The organism is Aureimonas pseudogalii (assembly GCF_014196835.1).
Lineage (GTDB): Bacteria > Pseudomonadota > Alphaproteobacteria > Rhizobiales > Rhizobiaceae > Aureimonas > Aureimonas pseudogalii.
On the sequence record NZ_JACIEK010000006.1, the window covers coordinates 165,018 to 191,712 of the forward strand.

Annotated in this window: 22 protein-coding genes and 3 tRNA genes; 5 read left to right on the forward strand and 20 right to left on the reverse strand. The window is 66.7% G+C overall.

From position 1 onward, the window contains the following. Positions 1-8 precede the first annotated feature (8 nt). From GGR04_RS12920 to GGR04_RS12940, 5 genes are all read right to left on the reverse strand, one after another. The gene (locus tag GGR04_RS12920) at positions 9-602 is read right to left on the reverse strand and encodes an NADH-quinone oxidoreductase subunit C (RefSeq protein ID WP_183200299.1); all 594 of its coding nucleotides are present in this window, start codon (positions 600-602) and stop codon (positions 9-11) included. Positions 603-609: 7 nt separating this feature from the next. Then, entirely contained in the window at positions 610-1,167 is a 558-nt protein-coding gene (locus tag GGR04_RS12925) for a NuoB/complex I 20 kDa subunit family protein (RefSeq protein ID WP_210291779.1), read from the reverse strand. Further along, on the reverse strand, positions 1,158-1,523 hold the full coding sequence (locus GGR04_RS12930; RefSeq protein WP_183200301.1) for an NADH-quinone oxidoreductase subunit A: 366 nt from the start codon (positions 1,521-1,523) through the stop codon (positions 1,158-1,160). The genes GGR04_RS12925 and GGR04_RS12930 overlap by 10 nt, the downstream gene beginning before the upstream one ends. 310 nt (positions 1,524-1,833) lie before the next feature. Further along, positions 1,834-1,910: transfer RNA gene (locus tag GGR04_RS12935), tRNA-Asp, on the reverse strand. 98 nt (positions 1,911-2,008) lie between these two features. Further along, a tRNA-Asp gene (locus tag GGR04_RS12940) sits at positions 2,009-2,085 on the reverse strand. 238 nt (positions 2,086-2,323) lie between these two features. Between GGR04_RS12940 and GGR04_RS12945 the strand changes: the two genes are divergently transcribed. The 3 genes from GGR04_RS12945 to GGR04_RS12955 all read left to right on the forward strand — a co-directional run bounded on the left by GGR04_RS12945 (position 2,324) and on the right by GGR04_RS12955 (position 3,238). Further along, positions 2,324-2,399, forward strand: a tRNA-Val gene (locus GGR04_RS12945). Positions 2,400-2,606: 207 nt separating this feature from the next. After that, positions 2,607-2,981, forward strand: a complete 375-nt coding sequence (locus tag GGR04_RS12950) for a hypothetical protein (protein ID WP_183200302.1) — start codon at positions 2,607-2,609, stop codon at positions 2,979-2,981. A 62-nt stretch (positions 2,982-3,043) separates the two neighbouring features. Further along, on the forward strand, positions 3,044-3,238 hold the full coding sequence (locus tag GGR04_RS12955) for a hypothetical protein (protein WP_183200303.1): 195 nt from the start codon (positions 3,044-3,046) through the stop codon (positions 3,236-3,238). A gap of 36 nt (positions 3,239-3,274) precedes the next feature. Here the strand turns inward: GGR04_RS12955 and GGR04_RS12960 are convergent, their stop codons facing one another. The 15 genes from GGR04_RS12960 to urtA form a co-directional block, all read right to left on the reverse strand. Further along, complete coding sequence (locus tag GGR04_RS12960; RefSeq protein WP_183200304.1) at positions 3,275-4,594, reverse strand: lipopolysaccharide biosynthesis protein; 1,320 nt, start codon at positions 4,592-4,594, stop codon at positions 3,275-3,277. Between the two features lie 47 nt (positions 4,595-4,641). Beyond that, complete coding sequence (locus GGR04_RS12965) at positions 4,642-5,814, reverse strand: GNAT family N-acetyltransferase (protein ID WP_183200305.1); 1,173 nt, start codon at positions 5,812-5,814, stop codon at positions 4,642-4,644. Continuing rightward, positions 5,811-6,737, reverse strand: a complete 927-nt coding sequence (locus GGR04_RS12970) for a cupin-like domain-containing protein (protein ID WP_210291780.1) — start codon at positions 6,735-6,737, stop codon at positions 5,811-5,813. Before GGR04_RS12970 ends, GGR04_RS12965 begins: the two co-directional genes overlap by 4 nt. A 189-nt stretch (positions 6,738-6,926) precedes the next feature. After that, positions 6,927-8,336 carry a GumC family protein gene (locus GGR04_RS12975; protein WP_183200307.1) on the reverse strand — a complete coding sequence of 470 codons (1,410 nt, stop codon included), beginning with the start codon at positions 8,334-8,336 and terminating at the stop codon, positions 6,927-6,929. Positions 8,337-8,406: 70 nt separating this feature from the next. Continuing rightward, positions 8,407-9,639, reverse strand: a complete 1,233-nt coding sequence (locus GGR04_RS12980) for a glycoside hydrolase family 5 protein (RefSeq protein ID WP_183200308.1) — start codon at positions 9,637-9,639, stop codon at positions 8,407-8,409. Further along, on the reverse strand, positions 9,612-10,448 hold the full coding sequence (locus GGR04_RS12985) for a WecB/TagA/CpsF family glycosyltransferase (protein WP_281383094.1): 837 nt from the start codon (positions 10,446-10,448) through the stop codon (positions 9,612-9,614). The genes GGR04_RS12980 and GGR04_RS12985 overlap by 28 nt, the downstream gene beginning before the upstream one ends. Positions 10,449-10,601: 153 nt before the next feature. After that, positions 10,602-12,098 carry a glucosamine inositolphosphorylceramide transferase family protein gene (locus tag GGR04_RS12990; protein WP_183200309.1) on the reverse strand — a complete coding sequence of 499 codons (1,497 nt, stop codon included), beginning with the start codon at positions 12,096-12,098 and terminating at the stop codon, positions 10,602-10,604. After that, a complete protein-coding gene (locus GGR04_RS12995; protein ID WP_183200310.1) occupies positions 12,095-13,240 on the reverse strand; it encodes a glycosyltransferase family 4 protein in 1,146 nt (381 codons plus the stop codon). The genes GGR04_RS12990 and GGR04_RS12995 overlap by 4 nt, the downstream gene beginning before the upstream one ends. A 2-nt stretch (positions 13,241-13,242) precedes the next feature. After that, positions 13,243-14,727 carry a hypothetical protein gene (locus tag GGR04_RS13000; RefSeq protein WP_183200311.1) on the reverse strand — a complete coding sequence of 495 codons (1,485 nt, stop codon included), beginning with the start codon at positions 14,725-14,727 and terminating at the stop codon, positions 13,243-13,245. Positions 14,728-14,747: 20 nt separating this feature from the next. Then, on the reverse strand, positions 14,748-15,854 hold the full coding sequence (locus GGR04_RS13005; protein ID WP_183200312.1) for an acyltransferase family protein: 1,107 nt from the start codon (positions 15,852-15,854) through the stop codon (positions 14,748-14,750). A 164-nt stretch (positions 15,855-16,018) separates the two neighbouring features. Then, positions 16,019-16,714: an urea ABC transporter ATP-binding subunit UrtE gene (gene urtE / locus GGR04_RS13010; RefSeq protein ID WP_183200313.1), complete on the reverse strand. Its 696-nt coding sequence runs from the start codon at positions 16,712-16,714 to the stop codon at positions 16,019-16,021. A 2-nt stretch (positions 16,715-16,716) separates the two neighbouring features. Next, entirely contained in the window at positions 16,717-17,469 is a 753-nt protein-coding gene (gene urtD / locus GGR04_RS13015; RefSeq protein WP_376769860.1) for an urea ABC transporter ATP-binding protein UrtD, read from the reverse strand. Positions 17,470-17,576: 107 nt separating this feature from the next. After that, a complete protein-coding gene (urtC, locus tag GGR04_RS13020; protein WP_183200315.1) occupies positions 17,577-18,740 on the reverse strand; it encodes an urea ABC transporter permease subunit UrtC in 1,164 nt (387 codons plus the stop codon). Further along, the gene (gene urtB / locus GGR04_RS13025; protein ID WP_183200316.1) at positions 18,737-20,392 is read right to left on the reverse strand and encodes an urea ABC transporter permease subunit UrtB; all 1,656 of its coding nucleotides are present in this window, start codon (positions 20,390-20,392) and stop codon (positions 18,737-18,739) included. Before urtB ends, urtC begins: the two co-directional genes overlap by 4 nt. Positions 20,393-20,531: 139 nt before the next feature. Next, entirely contained in the window at positions 20,532-21,788 is a 1,257-nt protein-coding gene (gene urtA / locus GGR04_RS13030) for an urea ABC transporter substrate-binding protein (RefSeq protein ID WP_183200384.1), read from the reverse strand. 223 nt (positions 21,789-22,011) lie between these two features. On the opposite strand from urtA, the gene GGR04_RS13035 reads away from it, so the two are divergent. Both GGR04_RS13035 and GGR04_RS13040 read left to right on the forward strand, forming a co-directional pair. Beyond that, positions 22,012-25,392, forward strand: coding sequence for an ATP-binding protein (locus GGR04_RS13035; protein WP_183200317.1), 3,381 nt, complete (start codon positions 22,012-22,014; stop codon positions 25,390-25,392). 64 nt (positions 25,393-25,456) lie between these two features. Then, the gene (locus tag GGR04_RS13040) at positions 25,457-26,347 is read left to right on the forward strand and encodes a response regulator (RefSeq protein WP_312857451.1); all 891 of its coding nucleotides are present in this window, start codon (positions 25,457-25,459) and stop codon (positions 26,345-26,347) included. Positions 26,348-26,695 lie beyond the last annotated feature (348 nt).

Below are 26,695 nucleotides of genomic sequence, written 5' to 3' on the forward strand. Positions count from 1 at the left end.
CGCCGACCTCAGTTCGCCTTCGCCTTCTCGTCGCCGGGCAGCACGTAGTCCGTACCCTCCCACGGCGACAGGAAGTCGAAATTGCGGAACTCCTGCCGAAGCTCGACCGGCTCGTAGACCACCTGCTTCAACTGCTCGTCGTAATGAACCTCGACGAACCCCGTGAGGGGAAAGTCCTTGCGCAGTGGATGGCCTTCGAACCCGTAGTCGGTGAGAATCCGGCGCAGGTCGGGATGCCCGGTGAAGAGAATGCCGTAGAGATCGTAGGCCTCGCGCTCGAACCAGTCAGCGCCCGCGAAGACGCCGGTGAGAGACGGTACGGGCGCGTCTTCGCCCGTACGAACCTTGATCCGGACTCGATGGTTCAAGCGGGGGGACAGGAGATGGTAGACCACCTCGAACCGATCCACCCGCTGCGGGTAGTCCACGCCGCAGATGTCGACGAAAGACTTGAACTGGCACTGCGGATCGTCGCGCAGGAACGTCGCGATCTCGACGATGTCGGCCGCCGCGACCACCAGGGTCAGCTCGCCGAAGGTCGTCGTGCTCGACAGAAGCTTGGCGCCCAGCGATTCGGCGAGGAATTCAGACAGCTCGTTCATCCCGCCCTCAGCGCTCGATCGTTCCGAGACGACGGATCTTCTTCTGCAGAAGCAGCACGCCGTACAGCAGAGCCTCCGCGGTCGGCGGACATCCGGGAACGTAGATATCAACCGGCACCACACGGTCGCAGCCCCGTACCACCGAATAGGAATAGTGGTAGTAGCCGCCGCCGTTGGCGCAGGAGCCCATCGAGATAACGTAGCGCGGCTCCGGCATCTGGTCGTAGACCTTGCGCAGCGCCGGGGCCATCTTGTTGGTCAACGTTCCCGCCACGATCATCACGTCGGACTGACGCGGCGAGGCGCGCGGCGCGAAGCCGAAGCGCTCGCCGTCATAGCGCGGCATGGACATCTGCATCATCTCGACCGCGCAGCAGGCGAGACCGAACGTCATCCACATCAGCGAGCCTGTGCGCGCCCACTGGATGAGATCCTCAGTCGAGGTGACGATGAAGCCCTTGTCGGCCAGTTCGTCGTTGACGTCGGTCACGAACGGGTCGGCAGCGGGCGCGACCTGGAGATCGGATCGGGAGGCGAAGGGTGTCGACACGGGGCTCAATCCCATTCCAGGGCACCTTTCTTCCATTCGTATACGAAGCCGATCGTCAGCACGCCGAGGAACACCATCATTGACCAGAGGCCGGCCCATCCGAGCTCGCCGAACGATGCAGCCCAAGGGAACAGGAACGCCACTTCGAGATCGAAGATGATGAACAGAATCGACACGAGGTAGAATCGGACGTCGAACTTCATGCGAGAATCGTCGAACGCGTCGAAGCCGCATTCGTAGGCGGATAGCTTCTCGTCGTCCGGTGCCTTGAAGGCGAGCAGGAACGGCGAGACGAGCAGTGCCAGCCCGATGAAAAGCGCGACACCGACGAAGATGACGATGGGCAGGTAGGATCCCAGAAGCTCGTTCAAAGCCAGCGTCTCCGCATCGCCCGCCCCACAGACCATCGGCTGCGCAAGGACATGGACGTGTCAGTTCGGGTTGCAGTCGAAACGTCGGACCGGAAAGGCTTCGGCACCGACCGACGGCCACGCGATCCTTCGCTGTTGCGGCGAGGATTAGACTCTTCCTAAGAACGACGCAAGGCGACAGACTGACCCGCGCCCGCCCTATTGTCGCGTATCGTCCAGCCCGATCGTTGGCTCCGCAGCGCGCCGCATCGATGCAGAAATCGCGCGATTTGGCTCTATCAGCTCGCCAAATAAGGAAGTGCACCAAGAATGGCGCGAGTGACGGGGCTCGAACCCGCGACCTCCGGCGTGACAGGCCGGCACTCTAACCAGCTGAGCTACACCCGCGCACTTTTCCTTCGCCTGAGCGAAGTCTCGCCTCGATCCCTAAAAGGGATTTTTGTCACAATCATCTTCTCAACGGTCAATTTGACCAATCGAAAAAATGGCGCGAGTGACGGGGCTCGAACCCGCGACCTCCGGCGTGACAGGCCGGCACTCTAACCAACTGAGCTACACCCGCGCTTGGTGCCGTCGGCGTTTCCGTCGGCGGCATGGTTGGTCGTTTACGGGCTGCCCCTACCCCTGTCAACCGCCATTTGTCACAGGCCGGAAAACGTCTGGAGAGCGGGGTTTCGACGGTCTCTCTCACGACTGCGCGCGTGATCGAAGGGCGAATCGGGACGTCGCACTCGTCCGCCTTCTTCTCAGCGAACACCGGCTTGCGTTCCGCCCTCGCCTCGCCTATTGGCTTGCCCGTCGGGCGATTAGCTCAGTTGGTAGAGCGCCTCGTTTACACCGAGGATGTCGGCAGTTCGAGCCTGTCATCGCCCACCATTCCCCGCATGGATTCAGCTCTATCATCTGCTTCATGGCTCACGTGTCCTGAACATTGGCCGCTTTGGTCGCTATCCTGAGATTGGCGTTACGGAAGGCCGAGAGCTCTTCCGTCCGCTTGCCAGGATTGCGTGAGCTATCGTTGCGCCGAACGATGGACGAACGCCGTTGGCCCTCCATTTCCTTCCGCAGAGTTAGGAGAACGTCATGGCGCGTCTGCTCGTTTTGGGAATGGTTCTCGTCGGTCTCACTGGCTGCGTGTCGGAGGGGCCGATCTACGGTTATGGCGGCTATTCCCCCTACCCGGCCCCCATCGGTCGCATCGATGGTTACCGCGGGCCGCGGGTCTACGACGGCCCAGTCTATGCTCGCGATTCGCTATACCGGGCCGGACCCCGCTATGTCCGGCCGCCGATCTACCGCGACGGGCCACGCTACGATCGTCGCGCTGCCTACCGCGAGCGTCGCCTGGAGCGTCGGTTTCACGACGGGCCGCGTTTCGATCGCGGACGGTATGACGACCGCCGCCCCTACCGCTACGGACCTTCCTATCGAGGTCCAGATCGCTACGAGCAATACTAGGCCTTCGTCCGCGACGCTTCGGCGTCAGCTTTCCGAATATCCGTGAATGCCGAGGTTCTTCGATGCCGATCGCGATCGAAATCCCGTCCGAAGTCGAACGTGCGTTGGACGACTACGCGGCTGCCAACGCGATGTCGTCGCGCCAACATGCGATCGCGTCGATCCTGTCAGCCTACCTCGAGCAGTCGGGCCATCTCGGCCGGACACCCGAACACGGGACGCGGCCGGAAGACCTGACCACAGCGAACGACGACTGATCGCCTCGTCCTCGAAATCGTTTCGGCAGCCTGTGGTCAGAGCGTTCGCGGATGCGCCAGCCGCGTGACCGAACAGTCCATGCAGGCCAGCGTTCGCGACGACTGTGCGAGCAGCCACGCGGTGATGGTGAAGGATAGCGCCGTCGCGAACACGGCGCCCATCAGGCCGAAGGACGGGATGAGGGCGAGGAAGCCGGCGGCGCGAAGGGCGATCGAAAGAGCCATGATCGCGAGGTAGCGCCCCTCGTGGCCCGTCAGCATCAGGACGGAGGCGGATGGACCAGCGGCCGCGGCGGCTGCGGTGCCGACCGAGAGCACGATCAGCGCTTGATAGTAATCGGCATAGTCCGGGTTGAAGGCGGCGAGCAGCCAGCGCCCGCCGACGACAAGGCCGAGCAGACCCACCGCGATCATCAGAGCCGTCATCGCCGCGACGGAATTGAGGAGGCTTGCGAGAGCCGCCCGGTCCTTGCGGAAGTGCAGGTCGGGAATGTGCCGCGTGGAAAACATATTAAGAGCGTCGGAGGCCGTTGCGAAGGCGTTCGCAAGACGTGTCGTCACGAAGTACGCGCCCGCCACCGAGGGGCTCAGCAACCACCCGATGAGCAGCACGTCGAGATACTGGTTGGCCGCCTCCAGCATCGAGGACAGCCAGAGCTTCCAGGAGCGCGGCGCCCATGAGCGCAAATCCAGTTGCGGCGCGGCGGATCCGAAACCGGGTCGCGCCGAAAGGACTCGCTGCATCGACGCCATGTGGACGACGAGTGCGATGGCGAGGCCTGCCGCGAAGAAGGTGAAGGTCCAGAGGAGATCGGCCCGACCGCCGCTCCACCAGCAGAAGGCGAGAAACGCTACGGGCGGCAGCGATGCCGCGATGTTCGCGTAGCCGTCGCCCCGCCCGACTCCGACGGCCGAGCGCACGAGATGCGAGGTGTAGAGGACGAGCGTCAGCAGCACGGCATAGGCGGCGACGGGCCACACCGCCGACCCGACGTCGCCGACCACCGCCACGAAGCCCAAGCCGACGAGCAGGGCACCCATGCCGCAGACCGCGGTGCTGAAGAACAGCGCGCCTTTCAGAAGGCCCGCGTCGCGCGTCGCGCCGTACTCGCTCCAGGATCGCATCACCAGCATCTGCTGGCCGAAGGTGGCGGCGACGCAGCAGAGGCCCGCGGCGCTGAACAGCAGCGAATAGGTGCCGAAGTCGTGGGCGCCGAGCAGCCGAGCCGCGAGGAAAATCAGAGCGAAGTTGAAGGCGATGATGCCCGCCTTCAACAGCACGACGCCGACGATGCCGCGAATGGCGGGGCGACGAGCCCAGTCGGCGGCACGGTCGGCGAGAAGCGTGAGGGTCATGGTCGCTCGTTCAAGTGGGAGACGGGCCGGACGCGCCGGCCCATCGTTCAGCGGACCTGCGGAACGAAGCGCCGGAGAAGGTTCTTGACGGGCTTGGCACGGTGATAGACCTGCGACACCGTATGACCCGCAAGGCTGCGCGCCAGCGTGAGATTGTAGATCGGCGTTTCCTCGACTCGGAACTGCGACTTGTAGCCCGTGTTGCCGAGGCCCATGTCGAACAAGCGATGGCCTTCGTCGAAGCGCTGTCGGATCATCTGATACAGGATCTGAAGACCCGGCGAGAACTTGTTGAGTTCGCTCGTGTCCGACGCGGTGACGACGGCATGGAAGACGCCGTCGCCCGCGGGCCCGAAGAGCATCGCCACGGGCTTTCCGGCGATGCGGCTGACGTAGGTGACCGCCTCGCCGCTGGCGGCGCCCTCGATCGCGAAGCCGAGATAGAAGTCGTAGTAGGCATCGCGAAGGAAGAGATCGTCGTCGAACTTTCCGGTGCGAACGGTGCGGGCGAACGCGAACGCTTCGCGGATCTCGACCTCGCTCGTGGCGGCGCGGTGCTCGTAGGGCCCGATGTCGCGCTCGATCTGGCGCGCCAGTCGGTTCAACTCCTTGGAGAACTTCTTCTTCAGCGTACGGCGGCGCCATTCCTCGAAATCGTCGCCGATCTCGCTGTGGAACGCCGCGTTCTCATTGAGCGTCTGCTGCCCTTCGGGAAACAGCCGCCGAATGTCGAGCCCATCGGCGCGGATCTTGCGAAAGATCAGCAGACTGCCGGGAACGAGAAGCGCACGCAGCCGCGCCCGCACGTCCGGGTCCGCCGCCAGCCGTTCGAAGGCGTCCGTGGAGGCGACCACGCTGTTGTAGTCGCAGACGCCGAAATCGGCGGGCTGGACGATGGTGATGCCCATCTTGCGCTGAAGCATGAAGGGCAGCACGGCGAGAAGCTCGCCGGTTTGCCGCTCTCGGACGACGATCGTGAGGGCTTGAGCGCCCACGGCCGGCGCGAGCTGGCGATGCAGGCGATCCATCCAGAGGGGGGACTGGAACGCCGTCGCCGCGGAGCCCGCGAACAGCTGGCCATAGGCCGGAGACAAAAAGTCGAAGTTCGGCTCGACCTCGATCGTCGCGTCCGAAACGGCGGGGACGCGATCCAGCCGAAAGGCGTTCGCCAGCGTCGCGGGCCGAGTCGCCGCCTCGGGCGTCGCGGCGTAGAGGCTCATCGGTAGAACTCGACACCGTGCGGCGACGTCGGATCGACCCGGAATCCCCTCGTCTTCACCACTTCGCCCTGGGTCTCGCGACCGAGCTTCTTCCAGGCAAAGGCCGAGGCCGCTTTGGGGTAGACGCCGAGGCCGGTGGTGCGGGTGGAGGGATTGCCGACCTTCAGCGTGCGGCGCATCACGCCGTTTCCGTAATGCACGGCGTAGGCGTTCCAGATCTCCTTCGTCCAGTGCTCCATGGTCACGGAGATGTTGAGGCAGTCGTGGTTCTCGACGCGGTGCGGCGCGTAGAGCGGCCAGGTCAACATCTCGCCCGGCGTCAGATCGATCACCGATGCGTATTCGTCGAACCAGGGCTTGTAGAGCACGTCCTCGTCGGTCTCGCGCAGCAGGATCTTCTCGATGCTCGACGGCGGAATGAAGACGTCCGTGGCCGGGTAGAGGAAGACCCGCTTGGCGCCCGAGATCTGCCAGAGCGACTGGCCCTGGATGTCGGCGTGGTAGTAGACCTGCGCGTTGGGCGAGGACACGAGCACGCCGATGTTGCGCTTCGAAGTCTTGAGGCCGGGAACGCGCGCCTCGAACTCGGCGAAGACGCGGTCGAGCAGTGTGCGGTATTCCGGATCGAAGTCCATGACGCGGCGGATGTTGAGCCACATCCGGCCCTTCTCGATGGCCTCGATGACCTCAAGGCCGCTGCAGTCGCCGATCTCGCCGTGGATCTTTTCCGAGCGCGTCTTGTCGAGGCCCATCGAGAGGATGCCGTAGTGATCGCGCGGGCAGCGCTCGATCAGCCGCCCGAGCGCCTCGCGCGTGAACAGTCCGGTCTCGGCCAGCCGGTGCTGCAGCTTGATCGTGTGGTGGCCGAACAGCTGCGCGTGGCGGGGCTGCCAATCCGCGAGCAGATCCTTCGTGGGGGCCATGGAATTCATCGTGATCCTCCGATCGTTCGTACCGGTGGCTGACGGAGGCGGGCAAGGCCCGGCCTCGACAGGCGAGGAAAGTTAATAAGCGCTGAATGGACAGTATCAGAGTTCGGCGACGGGCGCCGTGATCTGCCGAGACTTCATGGAAGTGCAGTTAACGTCTCGAAAGCTCGGCAAATGCGAAGATCAGGACGCTGCAGGCCGGGAGAAGCGCCCGCGAAGAGCCGGCGGCAGAAGGACGATCAACGTGGCGAGGACGAGGCTGGCGAAGGCGAAGACGCCGCCGACCAGGACCATGCTCGGTCGGGTCGATTTCAACGGCGGCACCGCGGGCGAGACGATGCGCACGTCGTTCGAAGTCATCAGCCGCTGCTCGTCCACGGACTTGTACTGGGCGAGATACTGCTCGTAGATCTGCCGGTCGGAGGCGGCCTGCCGTTCGAGATCGGACAACTGCACCTGTGCCTGATCGGTCTTGCCCGCCTGCCCGACGAGTTGCGCCAGACGGCGTTCGAGGCCGCTCTGCTGCTGCTCGGCGACGTCGAACTGCTTGCGCAGCGACAGGCCCACGAGGCTGCGTTCGGTGTCGATCTGTCGGTCGAGCGCGCGCAGCTTCGAGCGCAGGTCGACGATCCGCGGGTGGCGGGCGCCATAGGTCTGCGTGAGCTCGGCCAGGGTGCGCGAGAGATCCGCCTGCTCGCGGCGCAGAAGCGTCAGCTCGCTCGTCGCGGCATCGCCGCCGGCGGTCGGCGACGCAAGGTTTTCGGCCCGCGCCCGGGCGGCGTCGGTGGCGGCCCGGGCGACTGTGAGTTGGGCTCCGAGTTCGCCGATCTCGCGCTGCGCCAGCGTGCTGTTGGCGCCGACATCCACCATGCCCGAGCGCACCTTGAAGGCGGCTACGGCCTCTTCCGACCGCCGAAGGTTCGTGCGCAGGCCGTCGAGCCGCCCGGACAGCGAGGCCGCGGCGCGCGATGCGGCGGTGTTCTGCGAAGCGTTCTCGCTCGTCACGAAAGCCTCGGCGACCGCGTTGGCGTAGAAGGCCGCCCGCTCGGGATCCGACGACTTGTAGGAGATGTCGACGAGATAGGTCGCGCCCCGTCGCTCCACGGTCAACCGGTCACGGAAGGCCTGCAGTTGGCTGCGCGGGTCGAGCGTTCGTTCGTTCACCAGTTCGGGATCGGCCGTCACGTCCAGGCCGGACACGACGTTCGAGAGGAACCCGCTCGACTGCACGACCTGCACCACGCTCTCCAGCGTCTGGGCGTTGCCGCCGATGCCCGGCAGAACCTCCTGCGTCGGCGCCACGCGCTGCTCGCGCGGATCGACGAGGACGATCGCCGTCGAGCGGTAGGGAAACGGCACGAGGCGGAAGGCCACGACCGAACCCGCCAGCAGCAGCAGCGTCAGCGCGATCAGCGCGGGCGAGTAGCGAAGCAGATGGCGGGCCATGGTGGATGGCGCGAGCAGGCCGTCGCCGGTTGCCCTCTCGTCGGCGCGCGGCCGCGACGGCACGTCGAGCCGCGCGACCACCGGTCGCGAAGCCGCGCTACGCCCCGCGAGGCGGCCGATGTCCGGATTTTCCCAGTCTGGTCGCATGGTTCGACCCTCGTTCGATGGCGGTTGTGGGAGCGCCGCGCCCGAATGGGTTTCGGTCGCCCCGGGGTAGTCAATTCATGCGGCCGATTGAACCGTCCGGCCGTTGGCGCGACCCCGCAGACCGCGGCTCGGCGAGGCCGCCGCTCAGCGCATCGAGAACCCCGGCATCGAGCCGGCCGGTGGATTTGTCGGCGAGGCCGAAGCCGTCCTCGAAGTCCCAGTGCGTCCATCCCATGCACCGGCTGGCCGCGGCCTTCGCCACGGTGGACAGCCAGGCGAGCCGTGCCGCGCGCGGCGCACCGCCCGAATAGACACCAAATTCGTTGACGATCACCGGTGCCCCGGTGCGGTGCGACCACGCGGCCATGGCATCGAAGGCTCGATCGACCGAAGCTTCGGTCCAGCCATCGAGAAGCGAGTTCGAGAGCACGATCCGTGCCGCCGACTCGCCGCGCGCGTCGAGATCACGCAGGATTCGCGCCATGGCAGGATCACCCTCGGGGCTGGGATAGGGCAGCCCTGCGAGAACCCCGAGCGTCTTGGCGTCCACCCAGTCCGCGCTTTGATGGGTGAAGGCGAAGGGGTCGTAATAGTGGATGGCATAGACGACGTTGGCGTCGTCCAGCGGCATCATGGCGTCCAGCGCCTCGTGCCGTTGCGGGCCGAACGGCGCGGCGACGATCGTGTGGTGCGGCAGCAGCGTGCGAACGTGCCGGGCCAGGCGGGGAAGCTGATCTCGCCAGACCTCGAAGCTCGTCGGCGGCTCGTTCAGCAGCTCGGCGAAGGTCTGGCTCGCCGCAAACCGACCGACGATCGGTGCGAGATCGGTCCAAAGCGCCATGACGGCACGGAGCGCCGCCTCGGGATCGCGATCGTAGAGATCGGCAAGGCGGGCGCCGGGATGCAGGTCGACCGAGACGGAGAAGCCCAGCTTTTGCAACTCGGCGATTTCCTCCGAAAGCGCCGCCAGATAGCGCTCGGCGCCCTCGTGTTCCCCCCCGAAGCGCTCGTCGTCGATGGGCAGGCGGATGTGCGACATGCCCCATTCGCGCAGCGTCGTCAGCGTCCGGCTCCGTGGGATGGTCGCGGTGCCGTCCTCATCCCAGTTCGGCAGGTTCACGCCGGCCCGTAGCGCCGCGATTGCCGCGGGATTGGCGAAGGGTCGGGTCGCAGCGCAGCGATCGCGATCCGTCGCGTCTCCCGCAGCGATGGCGGGGCTCACGGCGACGAGGCCGGCGAGCGCGAGGGGAAACGCGAAGGCGCGCATCGAGGCGGTCAACGCGAGTTCACGAAGAGCTGCCACAGCGCGGTTCCGTTGGTGCGGATGTAGCGAGGGCCGAGACGGAGCGGCTCTTGCCAGGCGCGGAACGCCCATTCGAAGCCCGTCGCCTGCATCCAGTAGGGCGCACGGGGCCGGTCGCCGGAGAGAAAGTCGAACAGGCCGCCGCAGGTCTTCACAACCGAGATGTTGGTCAGACGATCGAGATTGCGCAGGATGAAGCGCTGCTCGAGCGGAACGCCCATACCCACCCACAGGATGTCGGCGCGGCTGGCGTTGATCTCGTCCACCAAGTCGGCTTCCTCGTCGGGTCGGAAGTAGCCGTTTCGCCGACCGGCGAAGACCAGCCCCGGGTGAAGACGCTCCATCGCCTCGACGGCCCGCTCGTTGACGCGCTCGGTCGCGCCCAGGAAGTAGAAACTCAGCCCTTCGGGAACGCAGAGTCTGGCGACGTCGTGGATCAGGTCTGTCGTGGCGATCCGCTCGGGCAGCGGCGTGTCGGTGAAGTAGCGGGAATAGAACACCATCGGCATCCCGTCCGCCAGGATGTGGTCGGCCTGCTGGAAGTCGCGGTAGATCTCGGAATCACGGCTCCAGAGGGCAATCACTTCGCCGTTGGACGACGTCGAGTAGAAGGGCCGCTGCATGCTCTCGCGGTGCGCCAGAACGTGCGACACGAACCCCCGTGCCACCGCCTCGCGTCCGGCGATGGTCACCGGAAGACCGCCGAGATTGACGGTCGGCCAGTTGGCCAGCGCATGGGGATCGAGAGCCGCCCTGCGCCGCAGAGGCTTGGCGGATGCCACATCCAGATTCTGTTCGATGAAACCCAACAGTTCGCTCCCGCGACTTGCTTACGACACTCCGCAGCGAACTATGGGGTAAAGCAATGGGCAGCGATCACAACCTGGAAGTTAAGAACTGGTTAATACCTAGAAGGCCTGACCCGCCTCAATGATGCTTGATTAAAATGATACGGATTCGCTTCAATCCGGCCGATAGAAACGATCGGCGAGCGTTGCCATCGACCGAACCTTGGGGCGAAGGATACAACCGTCGATGACTTCGAGACGCGCGGCCTTGTTCAGCGTGTGGAGCTTTCGCCCCGGCCAATGTGTTCCGGGGCGAAGGATCGTCTCCACCGTCTGCGAGAAACCCTCGACGTCCAGCCGATCGACGCACGCCAGCCCGAGCGCCGCACCGTAGCCGTCGGTGCAGTCCTGCACCGGACGCATGAGCTGCCCGCCGATCCGCACGAATTGCCCCGCCGGCCGCGCCGTCGCAGGATCGATCAGCAGCGGATTGCCGGCATGGGCTTGCCAGGGGCCGAACGGATCGGGCGCGTGCCAGATCGACAACGTGTCGGAATAGCCGCCCGTGTTCGGCCGAGTCACGGCGAACATCCACCAGCGGTCGCCATGCTCCACCAGCGTCGCATCGGCCGCCTCGACCCCGGAGAGAAGCTGCGCGTGCCGCTCCCAGCGATGCGGAAATTCTACCGCACGGTACACCGCCACGTCGCGGCAGGCCGACGATTCCGGGATCATGAAGATCTCGCCGTTCCGCTCGAAGAGGAAGGGATAGGACAGGTGCCACGCCTCCTCCAGCACCGGCGTCACCGGACCCGGCACCCCGTCCACGATCTCGGCGAAGGAGATGATTCCCTTGCCGGTGCGGTGGTCGAGGTCCTCGAAGAACAGGAAGTGCCGCCCCTGCCAGACGATCGCGAAAGGGTCGGCATAGAAGCGGTGGCCGGGGTCGGGCAGCGCTGTCCAGCGCGTGCCCCCGAGATCCCGACGGCTCCAGACGTCCTCGTCCGTCAGCCGCCAGCCGATGCGCCAATGCGGGGCGTGGCAGCACAGGCGATAGAGCGCGCGGGCCGAACGCGATGCCAGTCCCCGCGCCAGCGACTTCGCGGCGCGCGCGGGTCCGATGGCGTCCGCTGCACGCAGCGAGGCTGCGGCGCGCGAAGGCGGTGCCGGACGCCGGATCGCTTGCTCCAGAAGCAGCGCCGTGCGTGAGCCGATCGAATCGAGACCGGCGAGAAGGCAGTCGGCGGTTTCGAGAGACGCCGTGCCGGACGACAGGGCGACGCCGCCCGCGACGTCCTCGATCACGATGGGCGGCGACACCCCCGCCAGCAACGCGTCGAAGATCGCGAGATCGCCGAGGCCGCCGGCGAACCGAGGCCGCAGCACGAGGCGTGCGGGCGAGACCGTGCGCTCGCGGCCGAGCAGCAGCGCCACGTCGGCGATTTCAGCATCGCCGTTTGTAAGACCTTCGGCAGGAAGGCGGCGGTGGCGCCGCGTCTGCCGGCGATAGACGATGTCCTCCAGCGCCAGGAGCGTCGCAACCACCGAGGGCAACGGCTCGCCGCCGCCCGACCGACGAACGCGGACGTCATGCGTCATGGCGAGTTCGTCGGCGAGACGCCGCATCCAAGGGTAGAAGCCGTCGGCATCGACGACGAGATCGACGATCATCGAGAACGCCCCTCCGGCAGAACGGCCTCGACGATCATCGCCTCGTAGGCGTCGATCATCGCATCGAGCGAATAGCTTTCGGCGAGGCGCCGACCTCGCGCGCGAAGCGCTTCGGCCCCCTCGGGACGCGCGAGAAGCGCTTCGACCGCGGCGGCGAAGTCGGACGTGCGCGCGGTGTGGACGAAGGCCGCCGCCGGCGCGCCGTCCACCGCCAGAACCTCGCGCAGCACGGGAATGTCGTTGGCGACCACGGGCACGCCGGCCTGTGCGGCTTCCACCGCCGCGAGGCCGAAGGTCTCGGCGGCGGTCGTGAAGACGAAGAGGTCGAGCGTTCGCAGAAACGCTCCGATTCGCGAGGCCGGGAGTTCGCCCACCGTGTGGAACCGGTCGGCGACGCCGAGTTCGCGCGCCAGCGCAGCCAGCCTCGGCGCGTCCGGACCCTGCCCCGCCACCGCCAGATGCACCTCCGGCAGCGCGGGAAGAATGCGGATCGCATGGTCTATCTGCTTCAGCGGATGAAGGCGCGAGACGCAGCCGATGATCGACGCCTCCACTGGCAGTCCGAAGGCGAGGCGCGCGCCGGCCTGAGCGAGCACCGTCGTCTTGGCCTCGAAGCCGTGCGGCACGTGCGTGATGAGGCGGCGGTAGCGCTCGGGGTATGCAGCGTAGTCGCGCGCTAGATCGTGCGAGTTGACGGTGATGCGGTCGTAGATCCGAGCAAGGCCGAGCGCGCGGTCGAGTTGGCGGACGACGCCGTTGACGGTCGCGCGCGCAGAAACGTGGTTGGCGATGACGTGCGGCACCCCGGCGAGCCGGGCGGCGGGCGCCGCGAGCACGTTTCCGTAGTGCTGGAAGGTTAGCACGACGTCCGGCCGCACGCGGCGGATGGCGGCGCGAAGCCGTAGGAGGAAGCGAGCGAAGCGCCAAGCCCCCGCAGGGCGCTCACGCGACACGAACACGACGTTGGGCAGCGCGTCCGATCCATCGGTAACCCTGTAGAAAAACAGGTGGTGGACGTCGTAGCCGCGCGCGCGCAGCCCTTCGCCGACGAGGCGCGAGATTTCCTGCGCGCCGGCGTTTTCGGCCTGGGTCTGGACGAAGAGCAGTCGTGGCCGCGCCGGCGTCTGGGAGAGCTGGTTCATGGTCAAAGGCCGTTCGTGCGAAAGGTCGCGCCGTGAATGAGGCCGCAAAGGAGGAGCGGCAAGCCGATCGCAAGCGGCGAGAACAACGCCTCTTCCTGGAAGAGGCCGTTGAAGACGATCGCCAGCAGCGCGAAACCGACCGCGAGATGCAGCGGATCGCGCGTGCGCGCGGCGATGAGGGTCGTGCGCCATGCGAGCCAGACATAGACGCCAAGGAGGAACGCGGTGGAGAAACCCATCTGGTAGAGCAGCACGCCGACGGCGCTCTCCATCGCGAACGGCGTGCGTCCGGCGGCCTGATACTCCGGCCAGTTCAGCGTCGCGAAGTCGATGTTGAGATTTCCACCCGCGCCGAGGCCATGGCCGATCGGAAACTCGAGAAAGTTGAAGACGCCGCCCATCAGGCCGAGCACGTGGAAGTCGCCGATCTGGCGACCGACGACGATGCCGACGGCGGAGTAGACGACGAGCAGAGCGACGAGGCATCCGAATGCGAGGCGGGTGCCGAACAGCCGGGACAGAACCCAGCCGAGACCGGTCGATGCAACCACGATGATGGCGCCCTTGACGCTGGTCAGCACGAGAAGCGGCACAAGCGCCGCGGCCAGGACGTAGCGCGCCGTGAACAGGGCATAGACGCTGAGGAAGGCCAGCGCGTAGCCGAAGCTGATCGCGTGCATGTTGGGGCCGAAGAGGCGGGACAGCTGGATGTCCAACCCCGCCAGCAGCGGCGTGTTGAAGAGCGTGATCCGGAACGTGTCGACCAGCCCGAGCATGACGACGCCCGTTTCTGCCGCCTGCTTGTCCCAGTAGGAGGTGACCGTCGCGTCGGCCATCGACAGCGCCCAATAGGCTTCGCCTTGGGTGAAGCGCAGCCATTCCGCCCGAAACAGCAGTTCGACATAGCCGCACCCGGCCACCAGCGCCGCGAGGATGGCGATGACGGTCTGCAGCCGCAGCGTCTCGCGGCGCATGGCGATCAGCGCGATCTGGTAGAGCAGAAGCCCCGTCGCGACGTTGCGCAGGTAGATCACCGCCGAGGACGGGCTGGAGACCATGCCGATCAACAGGTAGAGCCCGATCGCACCGAGCGCCGCGCTGGTCACGAGGAGGTGGCGATCCGTCGCCGCGCTGAGGCCCCGAAACCGGATCCAGTGTTCCCCATAGGCCAGCGGCCAGATCGTGGCGAGCATGAGGAAGCTGTAGGCCCGCGCGAGATCGAAATCGCCGACGGTGATCTCGGGCGAAGCCAACGACACGACGAGGTTCTGAAACAGCGCCGCAGCCAGCAGCATCGTGACGGCGAGCGCCCGGTTGCCGAGATAGGCCGCGGCCGAGATCACCACCGTCCCGCCGATGGCGATGGCAGGATGCACTGTATGCGCGAACACCGCGAAGGCGACGATTGCGAGCGCCGCGCCCGCGATCGCGACGCTTCGCAACAGCGCCCGCGCTCCCTCCCCGACATCGAGATGCGAGGTCCGCACCGGATTCATCCCCTCGACCATCAGCGGGCGCCGTAGACAAGCGCCGCGCAACGCGGCGCGACGCGGTAGAGGATCGTCCGCACACCGACCGCGACGCCGATCGCCGCGAGCGGAGCGAGCAGCCAGAAGAGCGGATAGGATCCGACCGTGCCGAACCGTTCGAACACCAGCCAGAAGGCCAGCAGGATCGGCGCGTGTGAGACGAAGACGGCGAAGCTCACGGACGAGGCCGCCGCCAGACGGCGTGCCGCGGGGTGATCGACCACCGCTGCGGTGAGCGGCCAGACCAAGAGCGGCGCCAGTGCCGTGAACCCGCGGATGTCGGCGAGATATTGCGTGCCGATCAACGTGGCGCCAAGGACGAGAAGCCCGAAGCAGACCGGCCAGAACCGGTCGAGGGCGGTGAGGTCCCAGCGCCGCGTCGCCGCGAGGCCGCCGAGATAGAAGGTGATCGCCATCGTGTCGCGCGTGACCAGCAGCCCGTCGAGATCGGGGTAGAAGACGAGCGTCACGGCGGCGAGGCCGAACCAGGGCGCACGCCGAAGCGCCATGCCGAAGAGCGGCGCCAGGAAGCTGAGGACGATAAGATCGCGGAGGAAGTAGAGCGGGTAGTTCACCGGCTGCGCGGTGAGGCCGAGCGTCATGTCGATCCAGTTCGCGAGGTCGAACGGATAGGCGGGCGCGACGAAGGCGTGGCCGGTCAGGTGTCTCGCCTCGACGACATAGAGCGCGACGACCAGCGGCAGATTCCAGACCACCAGCGGCAGGAGGATGGTCCGTGACTTGCGCGAGACTAGGTCGCCCCAACGCCGATCGAGGCCGGAGCGAAACAGGAGATAACCCGAGATCGCGGTGAGCACCGGCACCGTGACGCGAAAGAGGCCGTCGCACAGGATCGAGCGGATGAGCGCGAACGCACCGCTCCGCGGATCGGCAAATTCGCCGGGCACCGGCACATGAATGAAGACGATGACGCAGATCAGACAGATCCGTAGCAGCGCGATCCGCCGAGCTACGGACGGGTCGGAGGCCGCGGGGCGGGGCGCCGTAACTTGCCGAAGCCGGAGTTCGGACCCGCCCGACTGCCGAGCGCCGTGGGCGTGGCGAAAACGGAACGCTCGAAGCAATATGTCGCCTCTCGGACTGCAGCGGTGGCGAAGAAGTTTCGTCTGATAGACGATATCGCAGCCCGCGTGCAGGATAGACGAACAAACGGTTAACGCGGCCGACCCATGGCCGGCAAAGTTCTCCGGTCACCCACGATCACGAGGCGCCGTCTGCGGCTGCCGGATCAGACGGTCAGATGCTTGTGCACCTCGGGATCGTCGAGATCGGCGCCGACGCCTTCGAAGACGATCTGGCCTCGATCCATGATGTAGACCTTGTCCGCCAGCTCCCGGCAGAAATCGAGATACTGCTCGACCAGCAGCACCGCGATGCCCGCCTCCTCCTTGAGGAAGCGGATGGCGCGGCCGATATCCTTGATGATCGAGGGCTGGATGCCTTCCGTGGGCTCGTCCAGCACCAGGAGGTTAGGCCGCATCACGAGCGCGCGGCCAATGGCGAGCTGCTGCTGCTGGCCGCCGGAGAGATCGCCGCCGCGCCGCCCGAGCATGGATTTCAGCACCGGGAACAGCTCGTAGACATGATCGGGAACGGTGCGATCCGCGCGCTTCAGCGGCGCGAAGCCGGTCTGCAGATTCTCCTTCACGGTGAGCAGCGGGAAGACCTCCCGCCCCTGCGGCACGAAGCCGATGCCGCGCCGCGCCCGGCGATAGGGCGCCTCGCCCTTCAGGTCGGTGCCGCCGAGCGCGATCTCGCCGCGTCGGATGCCCTGCTGGCCGACGATCGCCCGCATCAGGCTCGTCTTGCCGACGCCGTTGCGCCCGAGGACGCAGGTGATCTCGCCCTTTTTCGCCGAGAGCGAGACGCCGCGCAGGGCTTGCGCCGCGCCGTAGTAGAGATCGACGTTGGATACGGTCAGCATGCTCAGCGCCCCAGATAGACTTCGACGACGCGCGGATCGGCCGAGACCTGATCGAGCGGACCTTCGGCGAGGACGTGGCCCTCGTGCAGACACGTCACCTTCACGCCGAGCGCGCGCACGAAATGCATGTCGTGCTCGACCACCACCACCGAGCGCGTCTCGGCGATCTCGCGCAGCAGTAGCGCGGTCTCCTCGGTCTCGGCGTCGGTCATGCCGGCCACGGGCTCGTCCACGAGCAGGAGTTCGGGGTCCTGCGCCAGCAGCATGCCGATCTCCAGCCACTGCTTCTGGCCGTGGCTGAGATCGGCGGCGAGCGTGTGGCGCTTGGGCCCGAGTCGCGTCGTCGCCAGGATCTCGTCGATCTTCGCGCGCTCCTGCGCGCCCTTGCGATGCAGCAGCGCGGTGAAGATCGATCGGCTGCCGGTCATGGCGAGGCGCAGGTTGTCTTCGATCGTGTGGCTCTCGAAGACGGTGGGCTTCTGGAACTTGCGGCCGATGCCCATCGAGGCGATGTCGGCCTCGTCGTGCTGGGTGAGGTCCGTGGTGCCGTTGAAATAGACGTCGCCGGAATCGGGCCGCGTCTTGCCGGTGATGATGTCCATCATCGTGGTCTTGCCGGCGCCGTTCGGGCCGATGATCGCCCGCATCTCGCCCCGCGCCACCACCAGCGACAGGTCGTTGATCGCCTTGAACCCGTCGAACGTCTTGTTGACGCCGTCGAGGTAGAGAAGCGTCTCGCCGCGCGGCGGGCGCAGCTTCGCCTCGGCCTCGGCGCGCTCGGCTCTTTGCGTGGCGAAGGGATGCGGTGAGACGCGCGTAGGCGCGAAGGCTGTCGGTTCGAAGCTCGTCGAGTTCATCGGGCTCACTCCGCAGGGTTGGCGACGGGGGTTACGACACCGGTCTCGTCGGCGCCCTTCTCGGCGCGGGCGGCGCGGCGGCGGTCCCCAAGCGCCGACCAGCCGTGGTCGATCGTGCCGACGATGCCGCGCGGCAGGAACAGGGTCACCACCACGAAGAGACCGCCGAGGATGAAGAGCCAGGCTTCGGGCGCCGCGGCGGTGAAGTAGCTCTTGCCGCCGTTGACGAGCAGCGCGCCGATCACCGGCCCGAGGATCGTTCCACGCCCGCCGACCGCCGTCCAGACGACGACCTCGATCGAGTTGAGCGGCGCGAACTCGCCGGGATTGATGATGCCGACCTGCGGCACGTAGAGCGCCCCGGCGACACCTGCCATCACGGCCGAGAGCGTGAAGGCGAAGAGCTTCACGTGCTCGGCCCGCCAGCCGAGAAAGCGCGTGCGGCTCTCGGCGTCGCGCACCGCGACCATCAGCAGCCCGAGCTTCGATCGCGTGATCGCGCCGACCATCAGCACGAAGCCCGCGAGGATGACGGCGGTGGCGGCGAAGAGCCCGGCGCGCGTGGTGCCCGCCTGGATCGGAAAGCCGAGGATCTCCTTGAAGTCGGTCAGGCCGTTGTTGCCGCCGAAGCCCATGTCGTTGCGGAAGAAGGCGAGCAGCAGCGCGTAGGTCATCGCCTGCGTGATGATCGACAGGTAGACGCCGGTGACGCGAGAGCGGAAGGCGAAGTAGCCGAAGAGGAAGGCGAGCAGACCCGGCACCAGGACGACCATCAGCGCCGCGAACCAGAACTGGTCGAAGCCGAGCCAGAACCAGGGCAGTTCCTTGTAGTTGAGGAACACCATGAAATCGGGCAGCACGGCGTTGCCGTAGGTGCCGCGCGAGCCGATCTGGCGCATCAGGTACATGCCCATCGCATAGCCGCCGAGCGCGAAGAACGCACCGTGGCCGAGCGAGAGGATGCCGACGTAACCCCAGACGAGATCAAGCGCCAAGGCGAGGATCGCATAGGCCAGATACTTGCCGAGCAGCGGCATCATGTAGTCGGGAATGCGCAGCGCGTGGCCGGCGGGCAGCCAGAGGTTGGAGAGCGGCACGAGCACGGCGGCGGCCAAGAGCGCGATTGCCAGCCAGACGACGCGGGGGCCGAGGAAGCGGGCGGTGATCATGCGTCGACGAACCTTCCCTTGAGGGCGAAGAGCCCGCGCGGCTTCTTTTGGATGAAGAGGATGATGAGGACGAGCACCACGATCTTGCCGAGCACGGCGCCGGCATAGGGCTCCAGCAGCTTGTTGACGATGCCGAGCGACATGGCGCCCACCAGCGTGCCCCAAAGGTTCCCGACCCCGCCGAACACGACCACCATGAAGCTGTCGATGATGTAGCCCTGCCCGAGGTCGGGCGAGACGTTGTCGATCTGCGAGAGCGCGACGCCCGCCATGCCGGCGATGCCCGAGCCGAGCGCGAAGGTCATCGCGTCCACCATCGGCGTGCGGATGCCCATCGCCGCGGCCATCTTCCGGTTCTGCGTCACCGCGCGCATCTTCAGGCCCGCCGAGGTGCGGTTCAGTGCGAAGAGCAGCGCCGCGAAGACGGCCAGCGCGAAGACGATGATCCAGAGCCGGTTCCAGGTCACCGACATCAGCCCGACGTCGAAGGAACCGGACATCCACGAGGGGTTGCCAACCTCGCGGTTGGTCGGCCCGAAGATCGTGCGGATCGTCTGCTGCAGGATCAGCGAGACGCCGAAGGTCGCGAGCAACGTCTCCAGCGGCCGGCCGTAGAGGAAGCGGATGAGCCCGCGCTCCATGACGAAGCCGACGAAGCCGGCGACGAGGAAGGCGAGCGGCAGCGCTAGAACGAGCGAGTAGTCCAGCCATTGCGGGGCGTGGTCGCGCATCGTCTGCTGTACCACGAAGGTCGTGTAGGCGCCGAGCATCACCATCTCGCCATGCGCCATGTTGATGACGCCCATGACGCCGAAGGTGATGGCGAGGCCGATGGCGGCGAGCAGCAGCACTGAGCCGAGCGAGAGGCCGTACCAGACGTTCTGGATGGCGGCCCAGAGCGAGATCGTCTGCGCGATGCCCGCGACGCCGGCCTTGGCGGCGGCGGAGACGGCAGGATCGGCATTTGTTTCCAGGCTCGCCAGCACATTCTGCGCCGAACGGTCGCCGCGTCCGACGAGGGTCTGGATCGCCGCGAGCTTGTCGTCGCTCCCGGCGTCCGACCGGATCATGGCGACGGCACGGGCCTCGGCGAGCTTGGTGCGGATGGACGCCACCTCCTCTTTTGCGAGCGCGGCGTCGAGCATCGGCAATTGCGCCGGTTCGGCGTTTTCGAAAAGCGAGGCGGCGGCACCGAGTCGGCGCGCGGGATCGGGCGAGCCGAGGGTCAGCGCGCCCATGGCGTCGGCGACGAGCGTGCGAATGGAGTTCTTGACGCGGACCTTTTCGAGCGCCGCCTTCGGCTGCTCGCCGAGATCGGCGCCGGTCAGCGGGTCGCTCACCGCGACTGCGGTGCCCTCCGCCGTGCCGATGACGACGCGGTTGTCGGTCTTGCCATAGTAAAGGTTACCGTCCGCAAGCGCGTTCAGCGCACGGGCGACCTCGGGATCGCCGGTGGCGGCGAGCGCCTTGATGGTGGCCTCGGTGTCGTCGAAGCTCTTCTTGCCGCCGAACTGCTGGATGAGCGCGGCGGGGTCTGCGGCCTGCGCCCAGCTTCGCCCCGTCGTGGCGAGAAACGCACCCGCGACGAGCGCGATCACCAGCAACAAAGTTTCGAGGAAACCACCGAGGGTTTGGCGCAGAGAGATCGTCATCGGTCCCGTTCCCCGTCGCGAAGGCCCGAGGCCGGCGCGATTGCGAGATGATCGAAGGAAGCGGGCGGCCCGACCCGTGGGGTCGGGCCGCCCTGATGCGGAGGTCTGCCTCAAGTGACGCAGGCCGAAAGCGCTGGGCTCAGTTGGCCGCGGCCTGCGTGCCTGCACCGCCGCATTTGCCGGTCGCGGTGTTGAAGTTTCCGCAGGACATCGGAGCCCGCCAGTCAGCGATCAGGGGCTTGGACTCCGGCAGGAAGTCGGACCACTCGTCGCCGAGCACGAGGCCAGGCGTCTCGTAGACGACCTCGAACTGGCCGTCGTCCTGGATCTCGCCGATCAGCACCGGCTTGGTGATGTGGTGGTTGGCGCCCATGGAGGCGTAGCCGCCGGTGAGGTTCGGCACGGACACGCCGACCATCGCGTCGATCACCGCATCGGGATCGATCGTGCCGGCCTTCTCGACCGCCTTCACCCACATGTTGAAGCCGATGTAATGGGCTTCCATCGGGTCGTTGGTCACGCGCTTGTCGTTCTTGGTGAACTCCTTCCACTTGGCGATGAACGCCTCGTTCTCGGGTGTCTCCACCGACTGGAAGTAGTTCCAGGCGGCCAAGTGGCCGACCAGCGGCTTGGTGTCGATGCCCGCGAGCTCCTCTTCGCCGACCGAGAAGGCCATGACCGGCGTCTGCTCGGCGGTGATGCCCTGGTTCGCAAGCTCCTTGTAGAACGGCACGTTGGCGTCACCGTTCACCGTCGAGACGACGGCCGTCTTCTTGCCGGAGGCGCCGAACTCCTTGATCGCGGAGACCTCGGTCTGCCAGTCGGAGAAGCCGAACGGGGTGTAGTTGGTCTTGATGTCCTCGGGCTTCACGCCCTTGGCCTGCAGGTAGGCCTCGAGGATCTTGTTCGTGGTGCGCGGATAGACGTAGTCGGTGCCTTCCAGCACCCAGCGCTCGACGCCCTCGCCCATCAGGTAGTCGACGGCCGGAATGGCCTGCTGGTTCGGCGCGGCGCCCGTGTAGAAGACGTTGCGCTCGGACTCCTCGCCCTCGTACTGCACCGGGTAGAAGAGGATGGAGTCGAGTTCCTTGAACACCGGCAGGACCGACTTGCGCGACACGCTCGTCCAGCAGCCGAACACCGCCGAGACCTTGTCCTGCGCGATCAGGCCGCGCGCCTTCTCGGCGAAGAGCGGCCAGTCGGACGCGGGATCCACCACCACCGCTTCCAGCTTCTTGCCGAGCAGGCCGCCCTTGGCGTTCTGCTCGTCAATGAGCATCAGCATGGCGTCCTTCAGGGTCGTCTCCGAGATCGCCATCGTGCCCGACAACGAATGGAGGATGCCGACCTTGATCGTGTCGTCGGCAGCGAAGGCCGAGGCACCGGAAGCGATCATGGCTCCCGCATAGGCGCTCAAGAGCCAGCCGGCTTTCGTGGAAAGTCGCATGGGTGGTTCCCCTCGATCGAGATGTGTTGCGGCGCACTCGCCGCTGCCGGGGACCATCGGCCGGAATGTGAACGAGTGGTATACGTCAAATGACGTAGGCCAGGGCCGTGTCGGATCGGCTATGGGAACCGGCGAGTCGCGCTTTTTCCCTGGCAGGATGCGAAGGACCGACATGGCAGGACGGCAGCGCATTCTTCCCGTCCGGCGCGAGTACAATCGCTGGGTCGCCAACCAGACGCTCGAAGACTACGCGCTGCGCTTCACCGCCAAGTCCGCCCGCCGCTGGACGGCGCCGCGGGTCTCGCAAACGGCGATCGGCGCGATCTCCTTCCTGGCGCTCGAAGCCGTGGGCGGCGCGATCACCCTCTCCTTCGGCTTCACCAACGCCGCCGCCGCCATCCTCGTCGTCGGCCTCGTGCTGCTCCTCACCGGCATTCCGATCAGCCACTACGCGGCGAAATACGGCGTCGACATCGACCTCCTCACCCGCGGCGCCGGCTTTGGCTACATCGGCTCCACCATCACCTCGCTGATCTACGCCACCTTCACCTTCATCCTCTTCGCGGTGGAGGCCTCCATCATGACGGCGGCGCTCGAGCTGGCCTTCGGCATCCCCGTCTGGCTCGGCTACATCATCTCGGCCGTGGCCGTGGTGCCGCTGGTGACGCATGGCGTCGCCTGGATCAGCCGGTTCCAGCTCGTCACGCAGCCGATGTGGATCATCCTCAACATCCTGCCGGTGGGGTTCATCCTCTGGCAGGACTGGGGCTCCCTTCACGCCTGGGTGAACTTTCCCGGCCTCCACGACCCCGCCGGCACCAACAGCCTCGACATCCTCAAGTTCGGCGCCGCCGCCTCGGTGATTCTGGCGCTGATGCCGCAGATCGGCGAGCAGGTGGACATCCTGCGGTTCCTGCCGGCGCAGAAGGGCCGGCCCTCGCGCTCCTGGTGGTTCGCGCTGTTCTCGGCTGGTCCCGGCTGGATCGTGCTCGGCGCGCCGAAGCTCTTCTTCGGCTCGTTCCTGGCGGTGCTGGCGCTGCGCTCGGGCGTCGCACCCGAGCACGCCTCGGAACCCGCCTATATGTACGACATCGCCTTCGGCTTCGTGCTGCCCTCGCCCGTCGCCGCAGCGGTGCTGACGGCGGCCTTCGTCGTCGTCTCGCAGCTGAAGATCAACGTTATGAACGCCTATGCGGGGTCGCTGGCGTGGTCGAACTTCTTCTCGCGCCTCACCCACAGCCATCCCGGCCGCGTGGTCTGGCTGCTGTTCAACGTCGCGATCGCCCTCCTTCTCATGGAGCTCGGCATCTACGGCGCGCTGGAGGTCACGTTCGGGCTTTTCGCCAATGTCGCGGTCGCATGGCTCGGCGCCATCGTCGCCGATCTCGCGATCAACAAGCCGCTCGGCCTCTCGCCGAAAGGCATCGAGTTCAAGCGCGCCCATCTCTACGACCTCAACCCCGTGGGCCTCGGCTCGATGGGGCTGGCGACCCTCGTCTCGCTGATCGCCTTCGGCGGCTGGCTCGGCGAGACGGCCGAGGCGCTGTCGGCCTTCTTGGCGCTCGGCGTCGCCCTGATCACCGCGCCCCTCATCGCCTACGCCACGGATGGGCGCTACTATCTCGCCCGCAAGCCGCGCGCCGCCTGGAAGCACCGGGTGGAGATAGACTGCTCGATCTGCGAACACGCGTTCGAGCCCGAAGACATGGCCTATTGCCCGGCCTACGCCGCGCCGATCTGCTCGCTCTGCTGCTCGCTCGACGCACGCTGCCACGACCTCTGCAAGCCGCATGCGCGCTTCTCGGCGCAGATCGCGACAGCCGCCCATGCGACGCTGCCGACCGCCGTGGCCCAGCGGATCAACTCGCGCCTCGGCCATTATCTCGGCGGGCTGGCGCTGCTCGCCGCCATCATCTCGATCGTCCTCTCGATCATCTACTATCAGGCGATCCTCGCCAGCCCCGACGACACGGAGGTGATCGCCAAGGCGCTCTGGGCGGCCTTCTTCATCCTCCTCATCGTCGCCGGAATCTCCACATGGTTCTTCGTGCTGGCGCAGGAGAGCCGGCGCGTGGCGCAGGAAGAATCGGCCCGCCAGACGACGCTGCTCCTGAAGGAGATCGAGGCGCACCGGCGCACGGACGCGGCGCTGCAGTCGGCCAAGGAGATGGCGGAAGCCGCCAGTCTCGCCAAGAGCCGCTACGTCGTCGGCATGAGCCACGAATTGCGCACGCCGCTCAACGCCGTGCTCGGCTACGCGCAGCTTCTGGAGCAGGACGCGGCGATCCCAGCCGCCAAGGTCGGCGGCATCCGCGTCATCCGGCGCTCCGCCGAACACCTGTCGGGCCTGATCGACGGCCTGCTCGACATCTCCAAGATCGAGACCGGCCGCCTGCAGCTTCAGCGCAGCGAGGTACAGCTGCCCGACTTCCTCGCCCAGCTCGTCGAGATGTTCGCGCTGCAGGCCTCGGCCAAGGGCCTCGACTTCCGCTTCAACCGGCCCGCGATCCTGCCCGAGACCGTGCGCACCGACGAGAAGCGCCTGCGGCAGATCCTCATCAACATCCTGTCGAACGCCGTCAAATACACCGAACACGGCAGCGTCACCTTCGACGTCGCCTATCGCAGCCAGGTCGCGACGCTCACCGTCACCGACACGGGTCCCGGCATCGCGGCCGACGAGCTCGCCCGCGTCTTCGAACCCTTCGAGCGCGGCAGCGCGGCGCGCGGCAAGGCACCGGGCCTCGGCCTCGGGCTGACCATCACGCGGCTGCTCGCCAACCTCATGGGCGGCGACGTGCGCGTCGACAGCCAGCCCGGCGCCGGCAGCCGGTTCGAGGTCCGCGTCATGCTGTCGGCGGTCGCACCGTCGAGCGGCCGCGCGACCCTCGCCGCAGCCACCCCGACCGAGCCGGTCCGCGGCTATCGCGGGGCGCGGCGCACCGTGCTCGTGGTGGACGACGACGAGACCCATCGCGACCTCATGGTGGAGGTTCTGCGCCCGCTCGGCTTCATCGTGCTGACCGCCGCCGACGGGCCGACCGCCCTGTCGCTCATCGCCGAGATCCGGCCCGACCTGTTCCTCCTCGACATCCAGATGCCGGGCATGGACGGCTGGACGCTGGCGCGCCAGCTTCGCGCCGGCGGCCAGAGCGGCGCCATCGTCATGCTGTCGGCGACGCTCAGCGACACCCCGCTCGTCCCTGCCGAACAGGAGCTGGTGGTCCAGGGCATGGTCCCCAAACCCTTCGACCTGCGCCAGCTTACCGCTCGCATCCGCGACACGCTGGATCTCGAATGGACGAACGCCGCGGAGGAAGAGGCCAAAGCGCGCCCCGCTCCGTCCGCTCCGTTCGTGGTGCCCGGCCCCGAGCACGTCGCCGAACTTCTCCAACTCGGCCGGATCGGCTATGTCAGAGGCATCGAGCAGAAGCTGACCGCCCTGGAGACCGACCCCATCCATCGTCCGTTCTCCGAATCCCTTCGGGTCCACGTCCGCAGCTTCGATCTCGCGCGCTTCGTCGCGGCGCTGGAGACGATCGACCTTGGGTGACGGGCGAGACGCCGAGCCCGGACGGCACCCGGACGGCGCGGTCCCGCCGGGCGGCGTTCGCGACATCATTCTCGTCGTCGACGATTCGCCGGATACGCTGCGCATGTTGACGGATGCCATCGAACAGACCGGCGCGACCGTGCTCGTGGCGCTCGACGGAGAGCAGGCGCTGGCCATCGCCGGACACGTCACACCCGACGTCGTGCTGATGGACGCGGTGATGCCGGGCATGGGCGGGTTCGAGACGACGCGGCGGCTCAAGGCGGATGCCGCGCTGCGCCATGTGCCCGTGATCTTCATGACCGGCCTGACGGAGACCGAGCACATCGTCGAGGGGCTGGAGGCCGGCGGCGTCGACTACGTCACCAAGCCGATCGTGCCCGACGAACTGCTCGCGCGCATGCGCGTGCATCTGACCAACGCGCGCACCGCACAGAGTGCCCGCACCGCCTTGGATACCGCGGGACGCTTTCTTCTGGCGGTGGATCGGGCGGGAACCGTCCTCTGGTCGACCCCGCAGGCGACGCGCCTGCTTCAGTCGGCACTTCCCTCGGTCGACGGCGTCCTCATGGTGCCGGCGGACTTGCGCAAGCGCCTTCTCGATGGCGTGACCGGCAGCCCCCCGGCCGCTGCTCGGCTGCTCGCCGCCGACGGCACCGAACTTCAGCTGTCGCTGCTCGGCAAGGTGGGCGACGACGAGTATCTCGTGCGGCTCGTGGCGGACGAGACCGGCGGCGACGAGGCTTTCCTGCGCGGGCTCTTTCCGCTGACGGCGCGCGAGGCCGACGTGCTGCTCTGGCTCGCCCGCGGCAAGTCCAACCGCGACATCGCGGCGATTCTCGATCTCAGCCCGCGCACGGTGAACAAGCACCTCGAAGTCGTGTTCGCGAAGCTCGGCGTCGAGAACCGGGCGTCGGCGACGTTTCTCGTGATGAATGCGCTGCGCGACCGCTGATCCCGCGTTGCGAATGACGAGTGAGGAATGCGCCTCAGTTCGGAGCGATCGCGTCCGTCCGGCCTCGGCCCCGCTGCGCTCGCCCGAGAACGATGACGGCTCGTTTTCCGACGTTTTCGCACTGCAAGGGGTGTCTTTTTGCCGCTGTGTTCCCTATAGGCTGCGGCAACAGGTGGTTTCGAGGCAGTCGCTCGTTTTCGTCCGGCATCTAGCGCCGGGCGGCGCGAGCTATCCTGCGTGTCCGACCGAGCCGATCGTGGTTCATTTCGGATCCCCACCATTCCGAAATGAATCGCGGGACCGAAGTTTGGTCGCGCACGGACGCCTGTCGAAGGAGCGTCCTTCAAT

Coding starts and splice junctions, on each gene's coding strand:
- GGR04_RS12920 (WP_183200299.1), bottom strand. CDS start 602: ATGAACGAGCTGTCTGAATTCCTCGCCGAATCGCTGGGCGCCAAGCTT.
- GGR04_RS12925 (WP_210291779.1), bottom strand. CDS start 1,167: ATGGGATTGAGCCCCGTGTCGACACCCTTCGCCTCCCGATCCGATCTC.
- GGR04_RS12950 (WP_183200302.1), top strand. CDS start 2,607: ATGGCGCGTCTGCTCGTTTTGGGAATGGTTCTCGTCGGTCTCACTGGC.
- GGR04_RS12955 (WP_183200303.1), top strand. CDS start 3,044: ATGCCGATCGCGATCGAAATCCCGTCCGAAGTCGAACGTGCGTTGGAC.
- GGR04_RS12960 (WP_183200304.1), bottom strand. CDS start 4,594: ATGACCCTCACGCTTCTCGCCGACCGTGCCGCCGACTGGGCTCGTCGC.
- GGR04_RS12965 (WP_183200305.1), bottom strand. CDS start 5,814: ATGAGCCTCTACGCCGCGACGCCCGAGGCGGCGACTCGGCCCGCGACG.
- GGR04_RS12970 (WP_210291780.1), bottom strand. CDS start 6,737: ATGGCCCCCACGAAGGATCTGCTCGCGGATTGGCAGCCCCGCCACGCG.
- GGR04_RS12975 (WP_183200307.1), bottom strand. CDS start 8,336: ATGCGACCAGACTGGGAAAATCCGGACATCGGCCGCCTCGCGGGGCGT.
- GGR04_RS12990 (WP_183200309.1), bottom strand. CDS start 12,098: ATGATCGTCGATCTCGTCGTCGATGCCGACGGCTTCTACCCTTGGATG.
- GGR04_RS12995 (WP_183200310.1), bottom strand. CDS start 13,240: ATGAACCAGCTCTCCCAGACGCCGGCGCGGCCACGACTGCTCTTCGTC.
- urtE (WP_183200313.1), bottom strand. CDS start 16,714: ATGCTGACCGTATCCAACGTCGATCTCTACTACGGCGCGGCGCAAGCC.
- urtC (WP_183200315.1), bottom strand. CDS start 18,740: ATGATCACCGCCCGCTTCCTCGGCCCCCGCGTCGTCTGGCTGGCAATC.
- urtB (WP_183200316.1), bottom strand. CDS start 20,392: ATGACGATCTCTCTGCGCCAAACCCTCGGTGGTTTCCTCGAAACTTTG.
- urtA (WP_183200384.1), bottom strand. CDS start 21,788: ATGATCGCTTCCGGTGCCTCGGCCTTCGCTGCCGACGACACGATCAAG.
- GGR04_RS13035 (WP_183200317.1), top strand. CDS start 22,012: ATGGCAGGACGGCAGCGCATTCTTCCCGTCCGGCGCGAGTACAATCGC.